Genomic DNA, 20,576 nt, shown 5'->3' with positions numbered 1-20,576 from the left:
GATTCGTGATCTCCGGCCCACGTGCGCGGGGGTTTCCCTCCGTGGACTGCATCCGGCCAAGCCGACGAAGGCATGCACCCGGACCGGTCCGTACGCCGGCCGCCGCCGATACCCTTGACGCGTACGCGCGCGACCATCGGCATTCTGCAAGGTGAGGACCAGAGTGAACGCAACGCCGCTGAGCCCGGACGATCCGGCCGAGCTGGGCGGGTTCACGCTGCTGGGACGGATCGGCCACGGCGGCATGGGCCAGGTCTACCTGGGCGAGTCCGCCGCGGGCGAAGCCGTCGCCGTGAAGGTCATCAAGCCCTCGGTCGTCGATTCCGAGACCCGGCAGCGGTTCGCCCAGGAGATCGAGGTCCTCAAGACGGTCTGGGGGCCGCGCGTCGCCGCGTTCGTGAAGGCCGACACGGAGTCGGAGCAGCCGTGGCTGGCCACGGAGTACGTGGAGGGCCCCGATCTTCGGCGGCTCCTCGAGACTCGGGGTGTACTCCCGCCTCTGGCGGCCGCTTCGCTCGGAGCGACGCTCGCCGAGGCACTGGCCGGGGTCCACAGCCAGGGTCTGCTGCACAGGGACCTCAAACCGGCGAACATCCTGCTCGGCCCCAACGGTCCCAAGATCATCGACTTCGGCCTCGCCGTCTTCGCCGAGTCCAGCGCCTCCCTCACCGCCCCCAACATGGTGATGGGCACACCGGCCTGCATGTCCCCGGAACAGGCGAATGGACAGAAGCCGCTGACCGCCCCGGTGGATGTGTACGCGCTCGGGGCAGTGCTGCTCTTCATGACCACCGGCCACTATCCGTACCAGGCCGACCACGTGCAGGTGCTGTTCAGCCACATCGTCAACCCCGAGAAGGCACCCGACCTGTCAGGGGCTCCGGAGGAACTGGCCGGGCTCCTGTCGTCGATGCTCCAGTACGCGCAGCAGGACCGGCCGTCGATGGACGAGGTGGTCGCCCAGTGCGTGGCGGTCATCAAGGCGCACGGGTCGACCGTGGCACAGGCCCGGCGGCGGCTGACGTCCCTCACCGCGGTCGCGTACGAGCCGCCGGAGCCCGCCCGGGTGCCGGCCCCCGTCCCGTCTGCTGCCGAGACCGCCGCCTCGGCCGGGGCCACGACTCTCCTGGCCCCGGATCCGGTGACCGTGGCGCCGACCGTCCCGCTGCCGCAGCAGTCCGTCCCGGCTCACCTGCCGGGCTACACGCCCACGGTCGCGGCGGCCGCCCCGGATACCGAGCCTGCGGCCGTACCCGCGCCTCAGCCGAAGCCCGCGCCGGCGCCGCCTGTCGGCCCGCGCCGCTCCGCCGCCGCGCGCCGCATCGCGACCCAGCTGCGCGAGACGTACGCGTCGACATCGCCTTTCTGAGCGGGCCGCGGCGCGAGGCCTGGGCTACACCAAGATCAACACAGTTCAGTATCTAGCAGGAGGTACCGCGGGTGACCGCCCAGCAGTCCAGTCGGCAGCCCGCCCGGGGCGCCGGCACGAGTCTCCCGCCCGGTGCCCAGATCGTCGTACGCGACGAGGAGTGGCTGGTCAAAAACGTCACCCGGACCGACCACGACGGCGACCGCATCGAGGCCGTCGGGATCTCCGAGTTCGTTCGCGACCAGGAGGCCGTGTTCTTCACCGGCCTGGAGCTCACGCGCGACGGCGCACCGGGCATCGAGCTGATGGACCCCGCCAAGACCACCCTGATCAGCGACGACTCCCCGAACTTCCGCCGCAGCCGGCTCTTCCTCGAAGCGATCCTCCGCAAGACCCCGCTGCCTCAGTCCGAGCGCGGCCTGGCCCTCGCCGACAGCTTCCTGCTCGACTCGCTCCCCTACCAGCAGCGGCCTGCGCAGCTCGCGCTCTCCGGCCGGAACCTGCGCCCCCGGATGCTGATCGCGGACGTCGTCGGTCTCGGCAAGACCCTGGAGATCGGGCTCACCCTCGCGGAGCTGATCCGCCGCGGCCGGGGCGAGCGCATTCTCGTCGTGACCCCGCAGCACGTCCTGGAGCAGTTCCAGCACGAGCTGTGGACGCGGTTCGCGATCCCGCTGATCCGGCTCGACTCCGCGGGCATCGAGCGGATCCAGCGAGAGATCCCGGCGGGCCGCAACCCCTTCACGTTCTTCAAGCGCGTGATCGTCTCGATCGACACCCTCAAGAACACCGATCAGTACAAGCACCACCTGGAGCACATCCGGTGGGACGCAGTCGTCATCGACGAGTCGCACAACCTGATCAACCGCGGTTCGCTGCGCAACCAGCTCGCGCAGCTCCTCGCCCCGCAGACCGACGCCCTCATCCTCGCCAGCGCCACCCCGCACAACGGGAACGCCCGCTCCTTCGCCGAACTGATCGCGCTGCTCGACCCGGCGGCGATCCGCGACCCGGAGCGGTACTCCGCAGACGACATCAAGCACCTGTTCATCCGGCGTACCAAGGTCAGCGCCGAGGTCCGGGAGAAGATGTCCGGCCAGTGGGCCGACCGGGGTCCTTCCGAGTCGGTGCACTGCGCGGCTACCCCGGCCGAGGAGAAGATCTTCGAGGAGCTGGCCCAGGTCTGGCTGCCCGCCGAAGGCGGCTCGGTGAGCGAGGTGCCTCTCTTCCCGTACACCCTGCTCAAGTCCTTCCTCTCCTCGCACGCCGCGCTGAACTCGACGGTCGACACCCGCATAAAGACGCTGGAGAAGAAGGACGACCCGGAGGCGACGGGCGCCGAACTGGCCGCTCTGCAGCGTCTGCGGGAGCTGTCGGCCGGTCTGACCGAGCAGGATTCGGCCAAGTTCGCGGCTCTCGTCGAGCAGTTGAAGGCGATCGGGGTCGGGCCGCGCAGCGAGACGCGGGTCGTGGTCTTCTCCGAGCGCGTCCAAACCCTCGAGTGGCTGCGGTCCGCCGTGCCGGCCGCCCTCGGATTCAAGGGCAAGGCGCTGGAGGAAGCGGCCCGGGTGATGCACGGCGGGCTCTCCGACGAGCAGCAGATGCAGTGCGTCGAGGACTTCGGCCTCGCGGACACGCCTGTACGCATCCTCTTCACCGGCGATGTGGCCTCCGAGGGTGTCAACCTGCACCGGCAGTGCCACCAGCTCATCCACTACGACGTCCCCTGGTCGCTGATCCGCATCGAGCAGCGCAACGGCCGTATCGACCGTTACGGGCAGGTCCACAAGCCGCAGTTCCGCGCCCTGATCCTGACCAGCGAGGTGGACGGCGCGAAGGACGACCGCACGGTGGCCGAGCGGCTTCTGGAGCGGGAGCACGAAGCACACTGCTCGCTCGGCACCGCGGAGGCCGTCTCCGGCCTGTACCGCGCGGAGGCCGAGGAGAAGTCGCTGATCCAGGACCTCCTCAAGGGCCGCACGGTCGACGAGTCGCTCCAGCACACCGCCGAGGAGGCGGGCGGTGCGGACGACTTCCTGGCCGACTTCTTCGCGCAGGTCGACGACACGACCGGGCCCGGCTCGGATGCGTCTGCAGCTTCCTCTGCCTCTGACGAGTCCTCTGCCCCGCCCAAGGCGGACGTACCCCGCCTCTTCACGACCACCCGCGAGTTCGTCGACGAGGCGGTACGGGAGGTCTTCCCCGACGCCCAGCAGTCCCTCGGCATGGACCGCGACCCCGAGAACGGCCTGATCTCGTTCAAGCCCCCGGTGGACCTGGTGCACCGGCTGAAGGCGCTGCCGCCCGACTACCGCCGTGAGCAGCGCCTGAGCGAGCGCCTGCTGGTCACCCTCAACCGGAAGCTGGCCGACCGCGCCCTCGTACGGGCCCGCGAGTCCGGCACCTCCAGCTGGCCGGAGATCTCCCTGCTCACCGACCTCCACCCGGTGGTGGAGTGGCTGACCGACAAGGTGCTGGTGAAGCTGGGCCGCCAGGAGGCCCCCGTCATCACGGCCGACGTCGAGGCGCCCGTGTACCTCGTACAGGGGATCTACTCCAACGCGCAGGGCCGCCCGACGGTAGTGAAGTGGATGGCCGTCACGGGCGAGGAGGTCACCGACGACATGGTGGGGATACTGCGCCAGGCCGGCGTCGGCCCGACGATGGCCAACCCGCTGGAGCGACACGACGTGGACGGCCTGCGGGCCGGCATCCCGGATGCATTGGAGGCGGCCGAGACCTTCCTCTCCCGCCACAGCTCCGAATGGGACAAGGCCCTCCTCGCCCCGATCGAGGAGTACCGGCAGCGGCTGGGCAAGTGGGAGCAGCCCACCCTCGCGGGCGAGGAGACGAAGGACGAGCTTTCCCGTCTCGCCGACTCCCTGCTGACGACGGGCCGCCCGATGCTGCGTGTGCTGGCCGTCCTCGATTCCGCCCACGGCTCCGCCGCACAGGCCTAGGAGAATCCCCATGACGTACGACTCCCTGGTCAACCGCGGCGAGTACTTCTCCGCGCACTACCTGGCCGAGGTCTTCCCGAAGGACCTCAAGTCCGGTCTGCTGGCCGCTTGGAAGACCCGCGAGGAGGAGGCGAAGTCCTCGGCCTCCGAGCAGGAAGCGGAAACGGACCCGGAGGCCCTCCCGGTCACTCCCCGCCTGGGTCTGCGCGCCCTGCGCCGCCCGTACTTCCGTACTCGCGCCTTCTTCGCGGAGGCGGCGGGCGCGGCCGACGACGCGACGACGTACGACGCCCCCGAGTGGCGTGAGCGCGCGGCTGCCCTCAACACCTCTGTCCTCCGTTCCCTGGGCTACGACGCCAAGCCGCAGACCCTGACGGTGACCCGGGCGGACCACACGTACGAGATCCCGGTGGCGCACGCCGAACCGGGCCTGGTGGCCGTGGACTGCGGCTGGGCGGCCGAACCGGACGCGGCCCTGGACCCGGAGGGCCCCGGCCGGCTCCTCACCCCGGTTCACTTGGACGCGGCCTCGTCCCTCCGCACGGGCTCGAAGATTGCCTCGTTCCTCTTCGCGAGCGAGGACGCACCGCGGTACGTGCTGCTGCTGGCCGGCGGCGTGATCGTGCTGGCGGACCGGGCGGCGTGGGGCGAGGGCCGCTACCTGGCTGCCTCTCTGGACACGGCCCTGGACCGCAACAACACCAAGGACGGACAGGAACTCGACACCCTCGCGGCGCTGTTCGGAGCGGATTCGCTGCGCACGCCGGAGGAGGGCGGCGAGAACCCCCTCGCCGGCCTCGTCGACAAGTCGACGAAGCACGCGGTGGGCGTCTCGTCCGAACTCCGGGACGGCCTCCGCGAATCGGTGGAACTCATCGCGAACGAGGTCCTGGCCCGGATCACCAGCCATGAGGGCGTCCGCCTGGAGGACGTGAAGGAGCTCCCGGAGCTCTCCCAGCAGCTGACCCGTGAATCGCTGCGGTATCTGTACCGCATCCTGTTCCTCCTGTACGCGGAGGCCCGCCCGGAGCTGGGCATCCTGCCGTCGGACTATCCGGAGTACCACCAGGGGTACGGGCTCGGCCGCCTCGGCGAGCTGGTCGCGGAACGCGATCTGGTCGGTGAGAAGGCCCGGGAGGGCGTGTACCTGTACGAGTCCCTGGACCTGCTCTTCAGCAAGGTCCAGGAGGGCTACCGCCCGCGCCGCACGCACGGGGTGGCGGAGAAGGAGTCCGAAGACATCGGCCTCCGCTTCGAGCCGCTCCACTCGAAGCTCTTCGAGCCGGAGTCGATCCGCCTGATCGGCGCGGAGTCGGTCAAGGATCCCCGCCACGACGACGACGCGGACGAGGGCCCTCGCTACCTGGACACGCGGCTCCGCAACGCGACCCTGTACAAGGTCCTGCGGAAGCTGATGCTGACCCGGGGCAAGAAGGGCGAGCGCGGAGGCTTCATCTCGTACGCACAACTCGGCATCAACCAGCTGGGCGCGGTGTACGAAGGCTTGATGTCGTACGCAGGCTTCATCGCCGGCGAGGAGTTGTACGAGGTCGCGAAGAACGGCGATCCGAAGGACGGCTCCTGGCTGGTCCCCGCCTCGAAGGCCGACGAGTACGCGGATTCCGTCTTCGTCCGCCGCCGCGACGAGGAGACGGGCGCCGACGTCCGGGTCCGCTACCGCCCGGGTTCGTTCGTCTACCGCCTCTCGGGCCGCGACCGCCAGACGTCTGCCTCGTACTACACCCCGGAATCCCTTACGAAGGTCACGGTCCAGCTGGCGCTCCAGCACCGCCTGGACCAGGACGACACGGTCACCGAAGCCCGCGAACTCCTGGACTGGAAGATCTGCGAGCCGGCCCTGGGCTCGGGCGCGTTCTTGAACGAGGCCATCAACCAGGTCGCGGCCGAGTACCTGCGCCGCCGCCAGGAGGAGACCGGCCAGGCGATCGACACCGAGCAGTACCCGGTGGAGTTCCAGAAGGCCAAGGCCTACATCGCGCTGCACAACGCGTACGGCGTGGACCTCAACTCGACGGCGGTCGAGCTGGCCGAGGTCTCGCTCTGGCTGAACACGATGCACCCGGGCATGGAGGCCCCGTGGTTCGGCCTCCACCTGCGCCGGGGCAACTCCCTGATCGGCGGCCGCCGCGAAATCTACTCCGCGGAGCACCTGAAGAAGGGCGGTTGGCTGGGCACCACCCCGGAACGCTTCCCCCTGACGGAAGCTGCGTCCGGCCTCCCGCCGGGTTCGGTCCACCACTTCCTCCTCCCGGCGAAGGAGTGGGGCGCGGTCGCCGCCGAGAAGGAGGCGAAGGCCCTCGCGCCAGAGGAAGCGAAGGCCCTGGCCGCCTGGCGCAAGGCGATCACGAAGTCCCCGAGCGCCAAGCAGACGGCCCGCCTCCAGGGCCTGGCGCGTCGCGCGGAGTACCTGTGGCAGTTGGTGGTCCGCCGCCTGGAAATCTCCGAGCGCGACATCAGCCGCAAGATCGACGTCTGGGGGGCCGAGCCCGAGTGGCTCCGCCAGCCCGTCGAAGCGGTCCAGCGGGAAGAGGTCCTGGCCGACCTTGAGGCGGTGGACACCCCGTACTGGCGCCTGAAGACCCTGATGGATGCGTGGTGCGCGCTGTGGTTCTGGCCGGTCCAGGAGGCTTCGCTTCTCGATGGCACGAACCCCCGCTACCGCCACGCGGCGGAGCTGGCCGAGCAGTCAGCGGCGTACGAGGTGGCCGTTTCGGACCCGGAGGACGATGACACCGGCGTCCTGATGTCCTGGGAGGAAGACGCCCTCCCCGGTTTCGGCATCGAGACCAGGCAACTCTCCCTCACCCAGGAGAATGTGGCCAAGCGCCGGATGGGCCGCCGCAAGGAGGCCATCACCGAGCAGCGCCGCGCGGTCATCCCCCTGGCAAACCTGGACGACTGGCTCGACTTCGCGGAGTCCCTGCTGGGCACCCAGGACGTCCCGTCCGAGTCCCTGGTCGCCGCGTTCGAGTCCCTGACAGAGCTGACCCCCTACGAGGACGCACTCCCAGACCTCATGGGCATGGACCGCTCCTACTGGCTGGAGTCGCGCTTCCCGTGGGCGGCAACCGCGAACAACATCGCGACCCAGCAGGGGTTCTTCCACTGGGAACTGGAGTACGCCCAGGTCTTTAAGCATGGTGGCTATGACGTACAGGTCGGAAACCCTCCGTGGGTCCGACCGAATTGGCAAGAAGATCTCATCCTTGCTGAGAGCGACCCTTGGTTTACCTTGTCAGAAAAGCCGAGTGTGAGCGAATGGCACCTACGCAAGGCTGAAGCCTTGACCGAAGAGGGACAACGCTATTTCCTCGGCGAGCTGGATTGGAATGTAGGGACAGTCGGCATGCTGAGCTCCAGCGCGACATACCCTCTAACCGCAGGAACACGACCGAATCTCTATCGCGCCTTCATGTGTCAAATTTGGGCACATTCCGGAAAATCTGGCGTCTCCGGAATGGTTCATCCAGATAGCCACCTGGAGGGACTCAGGGACGGCCCTCTACGCTCGGCCGCATATCAACACCTCCGCCTGCATGCCACATTCGTCAATTCAGGGAATTGGGCGTTCGAGATCGGGAGAACCGTCTCCTTCGGCCTACACATTTACGGTTCGAAGCAGACGCAGGTCGACTTCGAGTCGGTTAGCCAATTGCATTGCGCGCAAGTGCTCCCTGATTCGCTGACACATGACGGCCAGGGGGCAATTCCGACTCAAAAGCACGCAGGAATGTGGGATGTGCGCCCGCACCGAGCCCGGGTGGTACGTGTCACGGATGCCCTCCTGGCCGAGTGGCAAAAGGTGGGTGGCGACACGATCGCATCCGTTAGGGAAACCCCCTTGCTCCACCCCATCACCACGGCAGAGCAGGGCGCCATCACCGCCCTTTCACGGGCACAGAATCGCCTAAGCCAGGGCAATCCCTCAATCAGTTCCGGATATAATGAGACAACCGCCAAAAAGGATGGATTGATTCGTTACGATGTCGGAGCACCGACATCATGGGGCGAGGTAATCCTTCAAGGGTCTCATTTTGCGATTGCATCCCCATTCGCAAAGCAACCTAACATCCCGATGCGCAATGGCAAGGATTGGGTTTCCTGGGACCTCACGGCGCTACCGCGAGACGGCGTCCCTCGCACAACATATGCCCAGGCCTGCGAGCGAACCAAGTACGAAGCAGCACAGGACCGCTGGGGAAGCGATCTATACACTTCACGATACCGACTCGCCTGGCGAGCCATGATCGACCCGAAAAACACCGAGAGAAGCCTCTTCGCTTCGCTGATCCCGCCGGGTCCAGCCCATACCCACGGTGTGCAGTCCATGGCCATGACAGACAACCGTCTCACCGCACTTAATGCCGGTTTCTGGGCCGCTCTTCCATTGGACTATCTCCTCCGCATTACTGGACGTGCCAACCTTATGGCTGGCGAGGCCGTCAAGCTGCCAGCTCCCACTAACGATCATCCTCTCTCGACTCCCCTCCTTCTCCGGGCTCTGCGCCTCAATTGCCTGACTGACGCCTATGCGCCTCTTTGGAAGGAGCTATTTCATCCCACCTGGCCGGCTTACGAGGACTGGACCCACTACTGGCCAGGACTCGAACCGCTCGCGGGGTGCCTCACGTCCACTTGGGAGTACGGCACGCCGCTCCGCACCGAGTACGAACGCCGGGCCGCACTGGTCGAACTGGACGCACTCGTATCCGTCTGGCTCGGGATCACCGCCGATCAGCTCGTCGCGATCTACAAGTCCCGCTATGCCGTACTCGCCGACCGTGAAGCCGAGATGTACTTCGACAGAAGCGGCCGACGTATCGCGCGTGACCCCTACGCCTATGGCTACGGCCAGGCCAGGGAGACCTACCCGACTCTCCTCGATCACCTGGACAACCCGGCCAGCACCCCGCCGCCCGAGGGTTACACCGCGCCCTTCTACAAGGCCGACCGTGAGACCGAGATGCGGGCCGCGCACGCGCACTTCTCCGCGCGGCTCGACGCGGAGATCGCCGCCGGTCGGTGGACGCCGCCCGTGAAGGCTGACGCGTAGAAAGACGAACGGGCCGCGCCAACCGAGGTTGGCGCGGCCCGCGTTGTCGTGCAGGTCAGCGGGACGTGAAGGCAACGAACGTCGCCCACTGGTCCGCTTCAAAGCTCAGCGTGGCACCGGCCTTGTTCTTCGAGTCGCGGACGTGGACCGCACCGACGGTGTTCGCCACCTCCACGCACTCGCCGCCCTCGCCGCTGCTGTAGCTGCTCTTGAACCAGGCCGCTTCCGGCACGACACTCACAGGCTCTTCGACGTTCATGCCTCTCCCAGCAACTTCTCGACGACGGTCAGCGTTTCGCGCGGAGTGAGGGCCTGAGCCCTGAGGAGTCCATACTGCTCCTCGATCTCCCGCACCGACTTCCGCTCCGTGTGGAGGCGGCTGTCCTTGAGCACCTCCACGTAGGCGATCCTCCGCCCTTCCCTCGTCTCGATCAAGGTGAACGGACCAGCCAACCCTGCGTGCTCCTCGCGCTCGGTCGGCATCACCTGGATCTCGACATTGCGACGATGCCCGAGCAACAGGATGTGCTCCAGCTGGCCCCGCATCACGTCCCGCCCACCCAGGGGGCGACGCAGCACGGACTCCTCGATAACGAAGCTGATGGTGGGCATCGGCATCCGGGAGAAGATCTCGTGCCGGGCCAATCGGGCCGCGACCCGTTCCTCGACGGTCACCTCATCCAACAAGGGCCGCCGCATCGCGAATACCGCCCGCGCGTACCCTTCCGTCTGCAACAGCCCGGGAACCGCCTGCACCGCGTACACGTGGAGTTCCACGGCCTCCTTCTCCAGCTTCGCCGCGCCCCGGAAGAACGCCGGGTACTGGGCCCGCTCGATCTCCTCCTTCATCTCCTTCAAAATGCCGTGCGCACCCAGCAGCTCATCCGCTTGGTCGATGAACTTCGGCGGCGGGATCCGCCTCCCCTGTTCAAACGCGGCGATGGTCGACGCCGAGTACCCCGTCCTCGACCCGAACTCCGGCCGTTCGAGCTCCGCCCACTGCCGGAACCGCTTCAGCTGGCGCCCGAAGACGTACAGGATGCCCGTCCCGGACTCGGCCTCATATCCGGCCTCCGACTGCTGATCGTCCATGATCCGCGCCTCCCGCGCCCAACGCCCCGGCCGTCCCGCCGGTCACGCCCCGTACCGCCGACACCCTCAGCACCGACGCGTACAGCCCGCGCCCGTCAGTGCGTCACTCCTGGTCAACGTTACTCACGCAACGCCACCGTTGGGCGCATGAAGCCCACGATTCCCCCCACCCAAGCCGCATCTGAACTCCACAGCCCTGCCCAAGAGTTCGACATGCGTTTCACTGCCACCCCACGCGGCGCACGGCTCGCCCGCCGTCTCGTCTCGCACTACCTCCACGAGTGGGGCCACCCCTACAACAGCCCTGCCAATGACACCGCCGCTCTCATCGCCGCCGAGCTCGCCGCGAACGCGGTACGCCACGGCCGCGTCCCCGGGCGGGACTTCCGCCTCCGCCTCGTCATCGACACCGTTGCCACGACCATCCGTATCGAGGTCAGCGACACCCGCACCGAGCGGATGCCCACCCTCACCACCCCCGCCCCGGACGCCGAAGCCGGCCGCGGGCTGGTCCTCGTAGCGGCCCTGGCCACCCACTGGGGCACCACGCCTCGCCCCTCCGCCCCCGGCAAGACGGTCTGGGCAGAGATCGGCCCCTGCCCAGACCGGTGATCCAATACGCTTCCACCGTGGTCTACGCGATCTCCCTCTCGGCAGCAGAACTCGACGACATCGACTGGCAGTTACAGCTGGACCAGTTCATGGGCAAGACGATGGGTTCGTCCATGCGGCCGCGGGACCTGTCTCCCCAGGTCACGCTCGTGTTCGCACGGGCGCATCCCGCCACAGGCACTGCCGGCCCCAGCTACCAGCTGCGCTGGCTCGGTGTGGTGAAGCACCCCAAGGGCAAACGAGTTGCCACCCGTGACGCCCTGATCAGGGTGGAGCCGTTGTGGCGCAGTCCCGCCCCGGTAGAGCTGGCCACGGTGATGGCGTCACTGTCCCGGGCGGACGCCGAGGACCTCACCACCATGCTCTCCAGCGAAGTCGCCGTACTCCCCGACGAGCTGGGTCAGCGCCTCGTCTCCGCGCTGCGCGAGCTCGGCCCCCGGTTCGCCGAGCTCCTCGACCGCCTGAGCAGCGTCGCAGATCAGGCCCCTTTCGACAGCTCCCGCATCGAGGACCGCTCCTGGCAGGAGCAGTACGACTCGACACGCCTGGCCCTGAGCATCGGTGAGTTCCCGCTAGCCCCGCTCAGCGCCTGGCGGCGACCCCCGAGCCCCCACGACACCTACCTCGCCGGACTGATCCCCGAGCCCACCGAGCAGAGCCTCATCGAGCACGACGCCGCCCACTCCATGCCGGGACCGCGACTCCTCCAGCCCTGGGACGGGCCCGACTTCCGGTGCGACATCCACGTGTTCGAGCACGAGGGACGACGCATCGAGGTCGCCAACGTCAACGCCACGCCGGTCGAGGGGCGGCTGGGCAGCGACCTGATCTACTACCACGAGGCCACCCACAGTTTCGTGATGGTCCAGTACAAGCGCCTCCCGCCCGCCGAGCGCTGGATCTACGTGGACGACCGCCTGCGCGGCCAGCTCGACCGGCTGGAGGCCGTGGCGCGCGCCAGCCATCCGCCGTACTCCCCCCACGACTGGCGGCTGGGCAGCGATCCCTGTTTTCTCAAGCTCGCCTACTGGCCCGAGGACGGCCGAGCCGACCCCACCGGCCCCGCGGCGGGCATGTACCTGCCCCTGTCCTACGTACGTCTGCTCCTCCAGGACGAATGCACTCGGGGGCCAGGCGGCGGCAGACGCCTCGGCTACGCCTACGCCGACCGGCACCTGATCAACAGCCAGTTCATCGAGCTCGTCAAACACGGCCTCGCCGGAACCGTGGGCACTTCCCGGGAGGAGTTGCTCGCCCTCGGTGCGGAGCGGGCCCTGGAGGGATACTCCGTCACCATCGCGGCAGAGCTCTCGGACAGCCTCGACCCCGGACGGGCGGTGCGGGAACGCCAACGGCGCGCGCACTCTCGCAAGGCCGGCAAACGCCAGGCAAAGAAGCGCACCCCACCCCCTCCCCCGGTCGCCGAGAAGCCGGAGCAGCCCCTGGTCGGGGATCAGATGGCGTTCTTCGAACCCGACGACGGCTTCCTGGACTGAGACGGATCAGTCGGCCTTCGGCAGACTCTCGTACGAGAAGGTGCACCGGACCCGGCCGTCGGGCACCGGAACGAGGCGTACCTGCTCGGCCGGCATCTGCAGCGCCTTGCCGGCGGGCTCATCCCACAGCGAGACCGTTCCTCCGGCCTCCCCGAACGAGATGTACGGGCGCTCCGGACGGAGGACACCGCCCCGCGTACTGAGTTTTGCCGCGGGGACGGTCGGCTCGACGCACATCCACTCCGGCTCCACCCCGAAGTACGAAGGGGGTTCCGACTTCCGGACCGCGGCGGAACGGAAGTCCTTCACCGCCTCGCCCGCCGAGTCCAGCGCCAGCGCCGCGCACATCCCCACCACCACGACTTGCGCCAGTACGTACAAGGGGACGCCAAGGCGCTCGACGGGGCTGACGAACGGCGCGTGCACATGCTTCGCGATGCCCCACAGGGCAGGCACGAACAGAGCGAAGCTCAGCATGCTCAGGAGTTTCGCCGCCGACGTCGCCTGCCAGACTCCGGGAACGTCGAGGTCCTCCGGAGTCAGGTCGAGGCTGTCCGCGTACAGCGCGTGGAGCACCGATCCGGATGCCACCACGAACGACACAAGAGCTGTGAAGACCACAGGCGCCGCCCACGCGAGCCACTCGCCCCACGTCCATTGGCGGACCAGGAGCCAGATGCCTCCGGCCGTCGCCATGACGGCGAAGATCGACAGCATCTCCCCCGGCGTCCAACCTCTGCCGTCCTCCGAGAGCACGCCGAGGGACGTGGAAAGGAAGAAGGCGGCCACCGCACCGCACAGAAGGAGGCTCCCCGCGCGCCCACCGGCCGCGAACATGCCACGCGCCACCCTGGCGCCCATGAGGAAGCACAACAGGGCCGCGCCGGCCCACACCCACGTCCGCACACCGTTCTGCTGTCGGGCGACCACCGCGCAGAAGGTCATTCCGAGCAGCCAGGCCATGAGGCGGTACGCCCTGCGGTAACTGTCCTCCTCGCGGCGCGGCACGATGTGGCTGCGCTCCCGGCCGTAGAGCGGCCGTACGTCGATGGCCGGCCCGGCGGCGGGACCGCCAGGTGCGTCCATGCGGGAGAGCCGACGGGCTTCCGACGCCGTACCTGTGACCACCATGCCGGTGTCGTGGTACCCGCGCCTCTCCGTGAAGCGCGCCCGTGCCACCGCAGCGCCGCGGCGCAGTCTCGCGGTCGACGTCAACGGTCTGGAGTCAGGGCGTCGTGGTGGCCGATGGGCGACCGTATGCGCACGCCATACGGTCAGCTGCTCCCGGTCCCGGTCCATCAGCTCGCAGCGCCGGGCGTACATCTCCAGCCCGGTCGCCCGCGCCAGCCACTGGATACGCCAGCCGGCCGCCCGCTCGGTGCGCCGGTTGCGGGCTCCGAGGAACCGCACTTCGACGGAGTACAGCCGGGCAGAGGCGTCCGCGTTCAGCACCCGCTGCGACGCGCCCTCGCCACGCCCAAACGATGTGACGACCTGCCAGCCCTGCCCTTCGAACTCTCGCTCCGCCTGTTCCCAGTCGCACTGACCGCCCCGTACCTCGACCAGTACAAGCACCCGCTGGTCGTGCCGCCTCTTCCCCGGCATCAGTCCCCCTCTCACCGGGGTCCGAAGGTACAGCGGCCTACGATGTGACGGTCACGTTGGAAGGAAGCCACACCTACGAGGGAACGGACCCGAAGAGACATGTCGCCGGAGGACAGCGGAAGCAACCGCGCACCCCACTCGAAGGATCAGCTGTCCCTCTACAGCCGCTATCTGGACGATGCGTCCACCGAGGACAGCGGGGGCCTCCTGGTGGAGATCGGGGCGGGCGGGCGGAGCACCGATGTCGAGCTGGAGCAGCCCGACGAGGAGTCCGACAAAGCCGATGACCGCGTCACGGCGCCCTACGACCCGTCCAAGATGGAGATCCAGACCCTCAATCCGACCATCAACCTGCTGATCTCCCGGCTGAGCCACGGGATGATCGATCTCGCCCCTGACTTCCAGCGCATGGCGGGCATCTGGTCGGACGAACAACAGAGCCGGCTGATCGAGTCCCTTCTCCTCCGTATCCCGCTCCCCTCCTTCTACGCCGCCGAGAACAACGACAGCTCATGGGCCCAGGACAGCTCATGGGCCATCGTCGACGGCATCCAGCGGTTGACCGCGATCGCCCGGTTCATCGCCCCCGACGCGCTGGCCGACGTGGCAGGGATCCATGCCGGACCGCTCAGGTTGCGCGGGCTGGAGTACCTCCGGGAGGACTTCGAGGGCAAGGGGTACGCAGATCTGTCGGGGCGCATGCAGATCCGACTCAACGAAACGCAGGTCATCGTTCACCTCATCCGCCCGGGTACGCCGGAAGAGGTCAAGTTCAACATCTTCGCGCGTATCAACACCGGCGGTCTGCCCCTTACACGGCAGGAGATCCGGCACGCGCTGATTCCCGGCCCAGCCCGAGAGCTGCTTTCCTCTCTCGCCTCCTCTCACGAGTTCGCATCGGCCACGGGCTACCGCGTCTCCGGTGAGCGGATGGCCGACCGTGAGATGGTGCTGCGCTACCTCGCTTTCCGGCTGACCGATCCCGACCTGTTCAGGAACCAGGACTTCGACCAGTTCCTTGCCCAAACCATGCGCCAGGTCAACCGACTGACGGACGACGAGCGAGCGGCGCACGCCCACGACTTCAAGCGAGCCATGGTCACGGCCGAGGAGATCTTCGGAGCCCACACCTTCCGTAAGCAGTTCCCGGGACAGACCCGGCGCTTGCCGGTCAACAAAGCCATCTTTGAGACAGTTTCCGTGAATCTGGCCGCCCTCTCGGGCCGCGAACGATCAGCGCTGGTAGCGTCCCGCCAACAGGTGGCCGAGGGCTTCCAGCAGCTCATGGCCGACCGGAACTTCGAGCGGGCCGTGTCCGTGGGCACCGGCGACCGGGTCAAGGTGGTCGACCGCTTCGCGAAGGTCCGCGGACTCTTCCGTAGCGTCCTGGAGAACAACGGGGGCAGCACCCAGTGATCGAGCAGTTGTCACTGACCAACTTCAAGGCCTTCCGATCCGCTGAGATCCGGCTCGCCCCGGTCACTCTCCTCACGGGCCTCAACTCCTCAGGCAAGAGCACGGTCCTGCAGTCACTCGCGCTGCTGCGCCAGTCGTACGACTCGGGCACCCTCATGTCCACGGACGGCGACGCCGACCGTCACGGGGGCTTCCTCCTCGATGGTGACCTCGTAGAACTGGGAACCGGCCAGGACCTGCTGCACGAGGACTTCACGACTGAGCAGGCGGGCGCGGAACCGCAGATCTCCGTCGAGTTCGATACGTCCGACAAGCAGCGGTACATCTGGTCCGCGCTGTATGCACCCGAACAGGACGTACTGCCGCTCAGCCTCTCCACCCGGCCCGTGGACTGGGGTGACGTACCCCTCTTCTCCCGGCACTTCCAGTACCTCAAGGCCGACCGGATCGTGCCCGCCACGACCTATCCCCGCTCGCACCACCAGGCGATCGGCCGCGGCTTCCTCGGATCGCGCGGCGAACATGCCGTCAACTTCCTGCGGCATCACGCTCAGGACGTCGTAGTGGAAGAGAACCCGCTGCGCCATCCGCAGGCCGGCGGGCACACCCTGCTCGACCAGGTCGTCGCGTGGATGCAGGAGTTGTGCCCCGGGGTCAACCTCGAAGCATCGGAGATTCCCGGGATCGACTCGGTACGGCTCAGCTTCGGGTTCGGTGGCACCGCCGGGCTCGACTCCACCCGCCGCCGACGGCCGACGAACGTCGGCTTCGGGCTCACCTACGCCCTCCCCATCGTCGTGGCGTGTCTCACCGCCGGGCCGGGCAGTCTCATCCTGCTCGAGAACCCCGAGGCCCATCTCCATCCGCGGGGCCAGTCCCGTATGGCGTCCCTCATCGCGGCCGCGGCATCTGCAGGTGCCCAGCTCATCGTCGAGACCCACAGCGACCACGTGCTCGACGGGACCCGGCTCGCCGTCAGGCAGGGGCGGCTCGCGGCCGGGGACACGGCCGTGCACTTCTTCCGTGGCAACGGTGCCGGCGTCCAGATCATCACGCCGACGGTCGCCGAGGACGGGTCACTCTCCGAATGGCCGGAGGGCTTTTTCGACGAGTCGGACCACACTCTGGACCAGCTGCTGGGCTGACCGCCCGTACCGGTTCGCGGAGCTCACCAGGGGGAGAGCGCTCAGTGGTACTCATGTTCTTCAACGAGAGGTCCTGCGTCTCAAACGCGACCCAGGACGAGGCCCGGCAGGCCATGCTCGACTTCATCACGGTCTGCCAGGCGGTGTGGCGGATCCATCGCGGGACGACGCTGGTGAGTGAGGTCCGGCTGGATGACGTGGAGATCGCTCCGGGCTACTACCTGCAGCAGTGGCGCAACGAGCCCGGGAACCACGATGCCTGGCAGTTCATGCGGAAGACGCTGCAGCGGAAGGCACCCATCTCAGGCGTGCTCCCCAAACCGCCGGAGGACCAGGAGAGTGAGTACCGGCACGAAGGCGACCCCGTCCTCGGCCTGGCCGCCGCCCACCTGATGAACATGCTGGCCGTCAGCCTGCCCACCGGTCCCCGCTGGACGGCCCCATGGCTCAAGGTCGACTACGAGATCCTCGACGAGGACGGCCTCACCGCAGGCATCGCGGACGTCCGCCACGCCTCCGAGAACGAACATGTCCAGGAGCACGAGGGCTGGATACGCACCACGGCCGCCGCCGCTCCCAGCAGCGGGGCGCAGGTGTGGGAGGAACGCGACACCCTGTTCCCTCACCTCCAGTTCGTGCCGGGGGTGGAGCAGAACCTGCGGGAGCTACCGGGGGTGGCAGTGGCGAACGTACGGGCCGAGCTGCTCCGGCTCAACGCGGCGGCGGAAAACTGGAAGCCGGGACAGTCGGAACCCACCTGGGCGGTCAAGGTCGTCCCCGAGAGCGACACCAGGATCAATCTGGGGCTGTGCAACTTCACCGATCTCGACGGCGTGAAACGGCTGTTCAGTCTCCATGTCCGGTATCAGCCGCACCAGGGCCGTATCCACTTCCGGCTGATCACGGAGGCGGGCAGGATCCGCGTGGGGTACGTCGGCCGCAAACGTCTGGTGGCAGGGGTGCCGCGGAAGGCCCGGTAGCGGCGCCTACGGCAGCCAGCGCGCCGCCTGTTCCCGGGTGACCCGGGTCGCGTCGACCCACCAGTGCCCGGCCTCCTTGTCCCACCGGGCCCTGAGCAGGCTCTTCGCCTCGTCCTTCTGCGCGTAGGGGACGCCAAGGTACAGGCGGCCGTCCCGAACCAGCCCCGGGTACACCTCGCCGGTCGCCTCGGTTCGCTGGGCCGGCACCTCGGGCACCGGAGCGGTTTGCTCGGCCGGGCGCCACGGTGCACGCGCCGGGCGTTCCATGCGAGTGCGCTCCATCAGCCGCCGTACGCGGTCGCAGGAGGCCGGGTCGGTGTAGCGCATCATCAGGTCCGTCGGCCCAATGTTCGCGAGCAGGTTCTTCGAACCGTGCCACAGGACCGAACCGTCGAGGATGAGGACCTTCTCGTGCATGCGGTCGCGGAACTCGACCCGGCAGCCCGCGGCCTCCAGCTGCTGGACGAGCTCCCGGTGCCGCGCCACGCGGGAGGGTTCCTGCTGCTCTTCCGGTGGTCGGGTGAAGACCGTGACCTGGATCCCGGCGGCCGTCCTCGGGCCGAGCATCCCGGCCCACCGGCGGACCGGATCCCGGTCCATGAACGCCGAGTACAGCTCGATGCTGCGCCGGGCCCGCTCCACGTCCCACGCCACCGCGTCCAGGACTTCACTGTGTTCGAAGAAGGCGGGCCGCGCCAGCTCCTCCTCCGACAGAGTGGCCAGCTGGTCCGCGTCCCGGATCGGGATCAGCTGGTCGGCGGAGATGGTCTGCGCGTGCGCCTCCAGATGGTCGACCATCGCCAGTGCCTCGCTGTGCGGGGCCAGGTGCTTGCGCAGGAAGGCGACGTCCGCCACGACGACCAAGTGGTCCTGGGCCCGGCTGAGAGCGACGTTGAGGAGGCGGCAGGTCTGCGAGGACAGTCCCGTTCCGCTGTAGAAGAAGCCGGGGTCCTTGCCGGCGCCCGCCACCGTGTCGAGGAGCACGACGGGGCGCTGACTCCCCTGGAACCGGTGGACGGTGTCGACCAGGCCGTCGTAGTCCTCCCCGAATCGGTGGGCCAGGCTGCTCTTGAGCGCCTTGACCTGCTCCCGGTACGGGGAGATGACCGCGAGCCGGTCGGTTGCCCGTTCCCCCTCGGGGACCTCCTGCCACTTACGGCCGGGCAGGATGCCCTCGTACTGGAGTCCGCGGACGAGCTCGTGGATGACGGCGGCGTGGACGGCGTTCGACATGTGGGGCTTGCGGCCGCCGCCGGGAATCCGGCGGCCGGAGGTGTCGATCAGGATCACCGGGGAGTCGATGAGCGGGGCGAACGGCAGGCGGCTGGTGTTGTCGCGCCCGGTCCTGAGCGGAGCATCCGGATACGCTACCTCGTTGACGACCGCGCAGATGGGTTCCCGCATCCGGTACTGGGTGTCGAGCGCCACCAGGCGAGGGTCCTGGCGTACCCGCCCGGAGGGGTCGACCAGACCGGCGGCGTGGAAGGCGTCCCGCGCTGTCCACTCGCGGGAGTGGGCCCGCTCCTCCTCGCTCGCCTCCCGGTCACCGTCGCCCTTGGTCACGGCGGGCAACTGGCGGAAGTCGCCCGCCACGATCACCCGCTTGCGGGCGAGGCCGGCGGCGAACCAGGCCGAGGGAAGGTTGACCATCCCGGCCTCGTCGATCACCACGACATCGATCTCGTCGAGGAGCTTCCTCGACTGGACGGCCTTGGCCACAGTTGCTCCGAGCACCCGGCAACGTGCCCGGACCTCGTCCTGGATGCGCTTGCGCTTCTGCCCGAGCTCGTCGAGTCGCTCCTGGAGAGAGGCAGCTGACTCGGCGACGGTCTGCCTGGGCGGGATCCCTACGACGGCGGCGTAAGCCGCCGGGAGGGCGCGCCGGGCTTCGGCCGCTTGTTCCTCGCCCGCCGTGCGGCGGCGGGACGCGCTCGTGCCGGCCTCCCTGGCCCGCGCCGCTCGGCCCTCTTCGTCCGCCAGGGCAGAGCGGAGGTCGCGCAGTTTCGCCTCCTTGCGCTCCGCAAGGAATCCGGTCGGCATCCCCACTTTGTCGATTTTCAGCCGCAGCTGGGCGGCCACGGCATCCGCGGTCAGCACCGTCCGAGCCGCTGCGGCCTGGTCGCGCCCGGCCTCGGCCATGTCCCCCGTGGCGGTGGCCAGGTCCGACTCCAGGTCCCGGACACGGTCGTGCAGGGCCAGCGCCGCCCTTGCGCCCTTGAGCTGGTCGGCCGCCATGCCGATCTGCCGGTCGATGCTCTCCACGAGCAGGGCAGCGATCCGGCCCGGGTCGACCTGGTCTCCGTAGCGGCTGCGCAGCGACGGCAGGACGATGTTCCCCGCCCGCTGGACGATCCCTTCGGCGAAGCCCTCCTCGTGCTCCAGCAGGGAGCACATCCGCTCCAGTGCCTGGTCCACCGCGACGTTCGTGGGGGCCAGGAAGAGGACCCTGAGGCCTTGGCGGAAACTGCCCTCGACGATATGGCCGACCACATCGGTCTTCCCGGTGCCGGGCGGCCCCCACAGGAACAGCACCTCACTGGCGAGTGCGTGCGCGACGGCGTCACGCTGACGCGGGTTCAGCTGGAGCCCCGCCCAGTTCGCCACCCATTGCCCCGGGTTCTCGGCACGGCCTGTACGGGGGGTACCCTGGCCGACCAGCCAGCCTGCGTGTCCGGCGTCGACGGGGCTGTCCTGGTTGCCGGCGGTCTCCAGGCGCTCTGCCAGCGCAGCCCAGTTGGCCGAGTCGTCCTTGCGGATCTGGACGTTGGCGGGCGCGTCCCCGAGGTCGGCTTTCGTCACGAGCCGTACGGACCCGTCCGGAGCTCGG

At 68.4% G+C, this 20,576-nt stretch carries 12 protein-coding genes; 8 read left to right on the top strand and 4 right to left on the bottom strand.

From position 1 onward, the window contains the following. Positions 1 to 163 precede the first annotated feature (163 nt). The 3 genes from ACGFYQ_RS24825 to ACGFYQ_RS24815 all read left to right on the top strand — a co-directional run bounded on the left by ACGFYQ_RS24825 (position 164) and on the right by ACGFYQ_RS24815 (position 9,403). Entirely contained in the window at positions 164 to 1,369 is a 1,206-nt protein-coding gene (locus ACGFYQ_RS24825) for a serine/threonine-protein kinase (protein ID WP_393747361.1), read from the top strand. A 71-nt stretch (positions 1,370 to 1,440) separates the two neighbouring features. Next, positions 1,441 to 4,329 carry a DEAD/DEAH box helicase gene (locus tag ACGFYQ_RS24820; RefSeq protein WP_393747359.1) on the top strand — a complete coding sequence of 963 codons (2,889 nt, stop codon included), beginning with the start codon at positions 1,441 to 1,443 and terminating at the stop codon, positions 4,327 to 4,329. Positions 4,330 to 4,339: 10 nt separating this feature from the next. Next, positions 4,340 to 9,403: a class I SAM-dependent DNA methyltransferase gene (locus tag ACGFYQ_RS24815; RefSeq protein ID WP_393747357.1), complete on the top strand. Its 5,064-nt coding sequence runs from the start codon at positions 4,340 to 4,342 to the stop codon at positions 9,401 to 9,403. Between the two features lie 55 nt (positions 9,404 to 9,458). Here ACGFYQ_RS24815 and ACGFYQ_RS24810 read toward each other — a convergent pair whose 3' ends face one another. Both ACGFYQ_RS24810 and ACGFYQ_RS24805 read right to left on the bottom strand, forming a co-directional pair. Beyond that, complete coding sequence (locus ACGFYQ_RS24810) at positions 9,459 to 9,662, bottom strand: DUF397 domain-containing protein (protein ID WP_393747355.1); 204 nt, start codon at positions 9,660 to 9,662, stop codon at positions 9,459 to 9,461. After that, positions 9,659 to 10,495 (bottom strand): helix-turn-helix domain-containing protein, encoded by an 837-nt coding sequence (locus ACGFYQ_RS24805; RefSeq protein WP_393747353.1) that lies wholly within the window; start codon positions 10,493 to 10,495, stop codon positions 9,659 to 9,661. The genes ACGFYQ_RS24810 and ACGFYQ_RS24805 overlap by 4 nt, the downstream gene beginning before the upstream one ends. A 213-nt stretch (positions 10,496 to 10,708) precedes the next feature. Here ACGFYQ_RS24805 and ACGFYQ_RS24800 point away from each other — a divergent pair, with 213 nt between their 5' ends. Together ACGFYQ_RS24800 and ACGFYQ_RS24795 are read left to right on the top strand one after the other, a co-directional pair. Continuing rightward, on the top strand, positions 10,709 to 11,107 hold the full coding sequence (locus ACGFYQ_RS24800; protein ID WP_393747351.1) for an ATP-binding protein: 399 nt from the start codon (positions 10,709 to 10,711) through the stop codon (positions 11,105 to 11,107). Between the two features lie 17 nt (positions 11,108 to 11,124). After that, on the top strand, positions 11,125 to 12,603 hold the full coding sequence (locus tag ACGFYQ_RS24795) for a hypothetical protein (RefSeq protein WP_393747349.1): 1,479 nt from the start codon (positions 11,125 to 11,127) through the stop codon (positions 12,601 to 12,603). A 6-nt stretch (positions 12,604 to 12,609) separates the two neighbouring features. On the opposite strand, the gene ACGFYQ_RS24790 is transcribed toward ACGFYQ_RS24795, so the two are convergent. Next, a complete protein-coding gene (locus tag ACGFYQ_RS24790; protein ID WP_393747347.1) occupies positions 12,610 to 14,208 on the bottom strand; it encodes an NnrS multi-domain protein in 1,599 nt (532 codons plus the stop codon). A gap of 99 nt (positions 14,209 to 14,307) precedes the next feature. Here ACGFYQ_RS24790 and ACGFYQ_RS24785 point away from each other — a divergent pair, with 99 nt between their 5' ends. Genes ACGFYQ_RS24785 through ACGFYQ_RS24775 form a run of 3 tightly spaced genes read left to right on the top strand, consistent with a single transcriptional unit; the run spans position 14,308 to position 17,749 of the window. Then, complete coding sequence (locus ACGFYQ_RS24785) at positions 14,308 to 15,624, top strand: DUF262 domain-containing protein (protein ID WP_393747345.1); 1,317 nt, start codon at positions 14,308 to 14,310, stop codon at positions 15,622 to 15,624. Beyond that, positions 15,621 to 16,769 carry a DUF3696 domain-containing protein gene (locus tag ACGFYQ_RS24780; RefSeq protein ID WP_393747343.1) on the top strand — a complete coding sequence of 383 codons (1,149 nt, stop codon included), beginning with the start codon at positions 15,621 to 15,623 and terminating at the stop codon, positions 16,767 to 16,769. The genes ACGFYQ_RS24785 and ACGFYQ_RS24780 overlap by 4 nt, the downstream gene beginning before the upstream one ends. A gap of 53 nt (positions 16,770 to 16,822) precedes the next feature. After that, entirely contained in the window at positions 16,823 to 17,749 is a 927-nt protein-coding gene (locus tag ACGFYQ_RS24775) for a hypothetical protein (protein ID WP_393747341.1), read from the top strand. 6 nt (positions 17,750 to 17,755) lie between these two features. On the opposite strand, the gene ACGFYQ_RS24770 is transcribed toward ACGFYQ_RS24775, so the two are convergent. After that, positions 17,756 to 20,548 carry an AAA domain-containing protein gene (locus ACGFYQ_RS24770; RefSeq protein ID WP_393747339.1) on the bottom strand — a complete coding sequence of 931 codons (2,793 nt, stop codon included), beginning with the start codon at positions 20,546 to 20,548 and terminating at the stop codon, positions 17,756 to 17,758. Positions 20,549 to 20,576 lie beyond the last annotated feature (28 nt).

Source organism: Streptomyces sp. NPDC048258, from assembly GCF_043201995.1.
GTDB lineage: Bacteria > Actinomycetota > Actinomycetes > Streptomycetales > Streptomycetaceae > Streptomyces.
This window is presented reverse-complemented; position numbering and strand designations above follow the sequence as displayed.

Bases quoted from the DNA above. Each gene is read 5' to 3' on its own strand.
- ACGFYQ_RS24785 (WP_393747345.1), top strand. From the start codon at position 14,308: ATGTCGCCGGAGGACAGCGGAAGCAACCGCGCACCCCACTCGAAGGAT.
- ACGFYQ_RS24805 (WP_393747353.1), bottom strand. From the start codon at position 10,495: ATGGACGATCAGCAGTCGGAGGCCGGATATGAGGCCGAGTCCGGGACG.
- ACGFYQ_RS24800 (WP_393747351.1), top strand. From the start codon at position 10,709: ATGCGTTTCACTGCCACCCCACGCGGCGCACGGCTCGCCCGCCGTCTC.
- ACGFYQ_RS24775 (WP_393747341.1), top strand. From the start codon at position 16,823: ATGTTCTTCAACGAGAGGTCCTGCGTCTCAAACGCGACCCAGGACGAG.
- ACGFYQ_RS24815 (WP_393747357.1), top strand. From the start codon at position 4,340: ATGACGTACGACTCCCTGGTCAACCGCGGCGAGTACTTCTCCGCGCAC.
- ACGFYQ_RS24790 (WP_393747347.1), bottom strand. From the start codon at position 14,208: ATGCCGGGGAAGAGGCGGCACGACCAGCGGGTGCTTGTACTGGTCGAG.
- ACGFYQ_RS24810 (WP_393747355.1), bottom strand. From the start codon at position 9,662: ATGAACGTCGAAGAGCCTGTGAGTGTCGTGCCGGAAGCGGCCTGGTTC.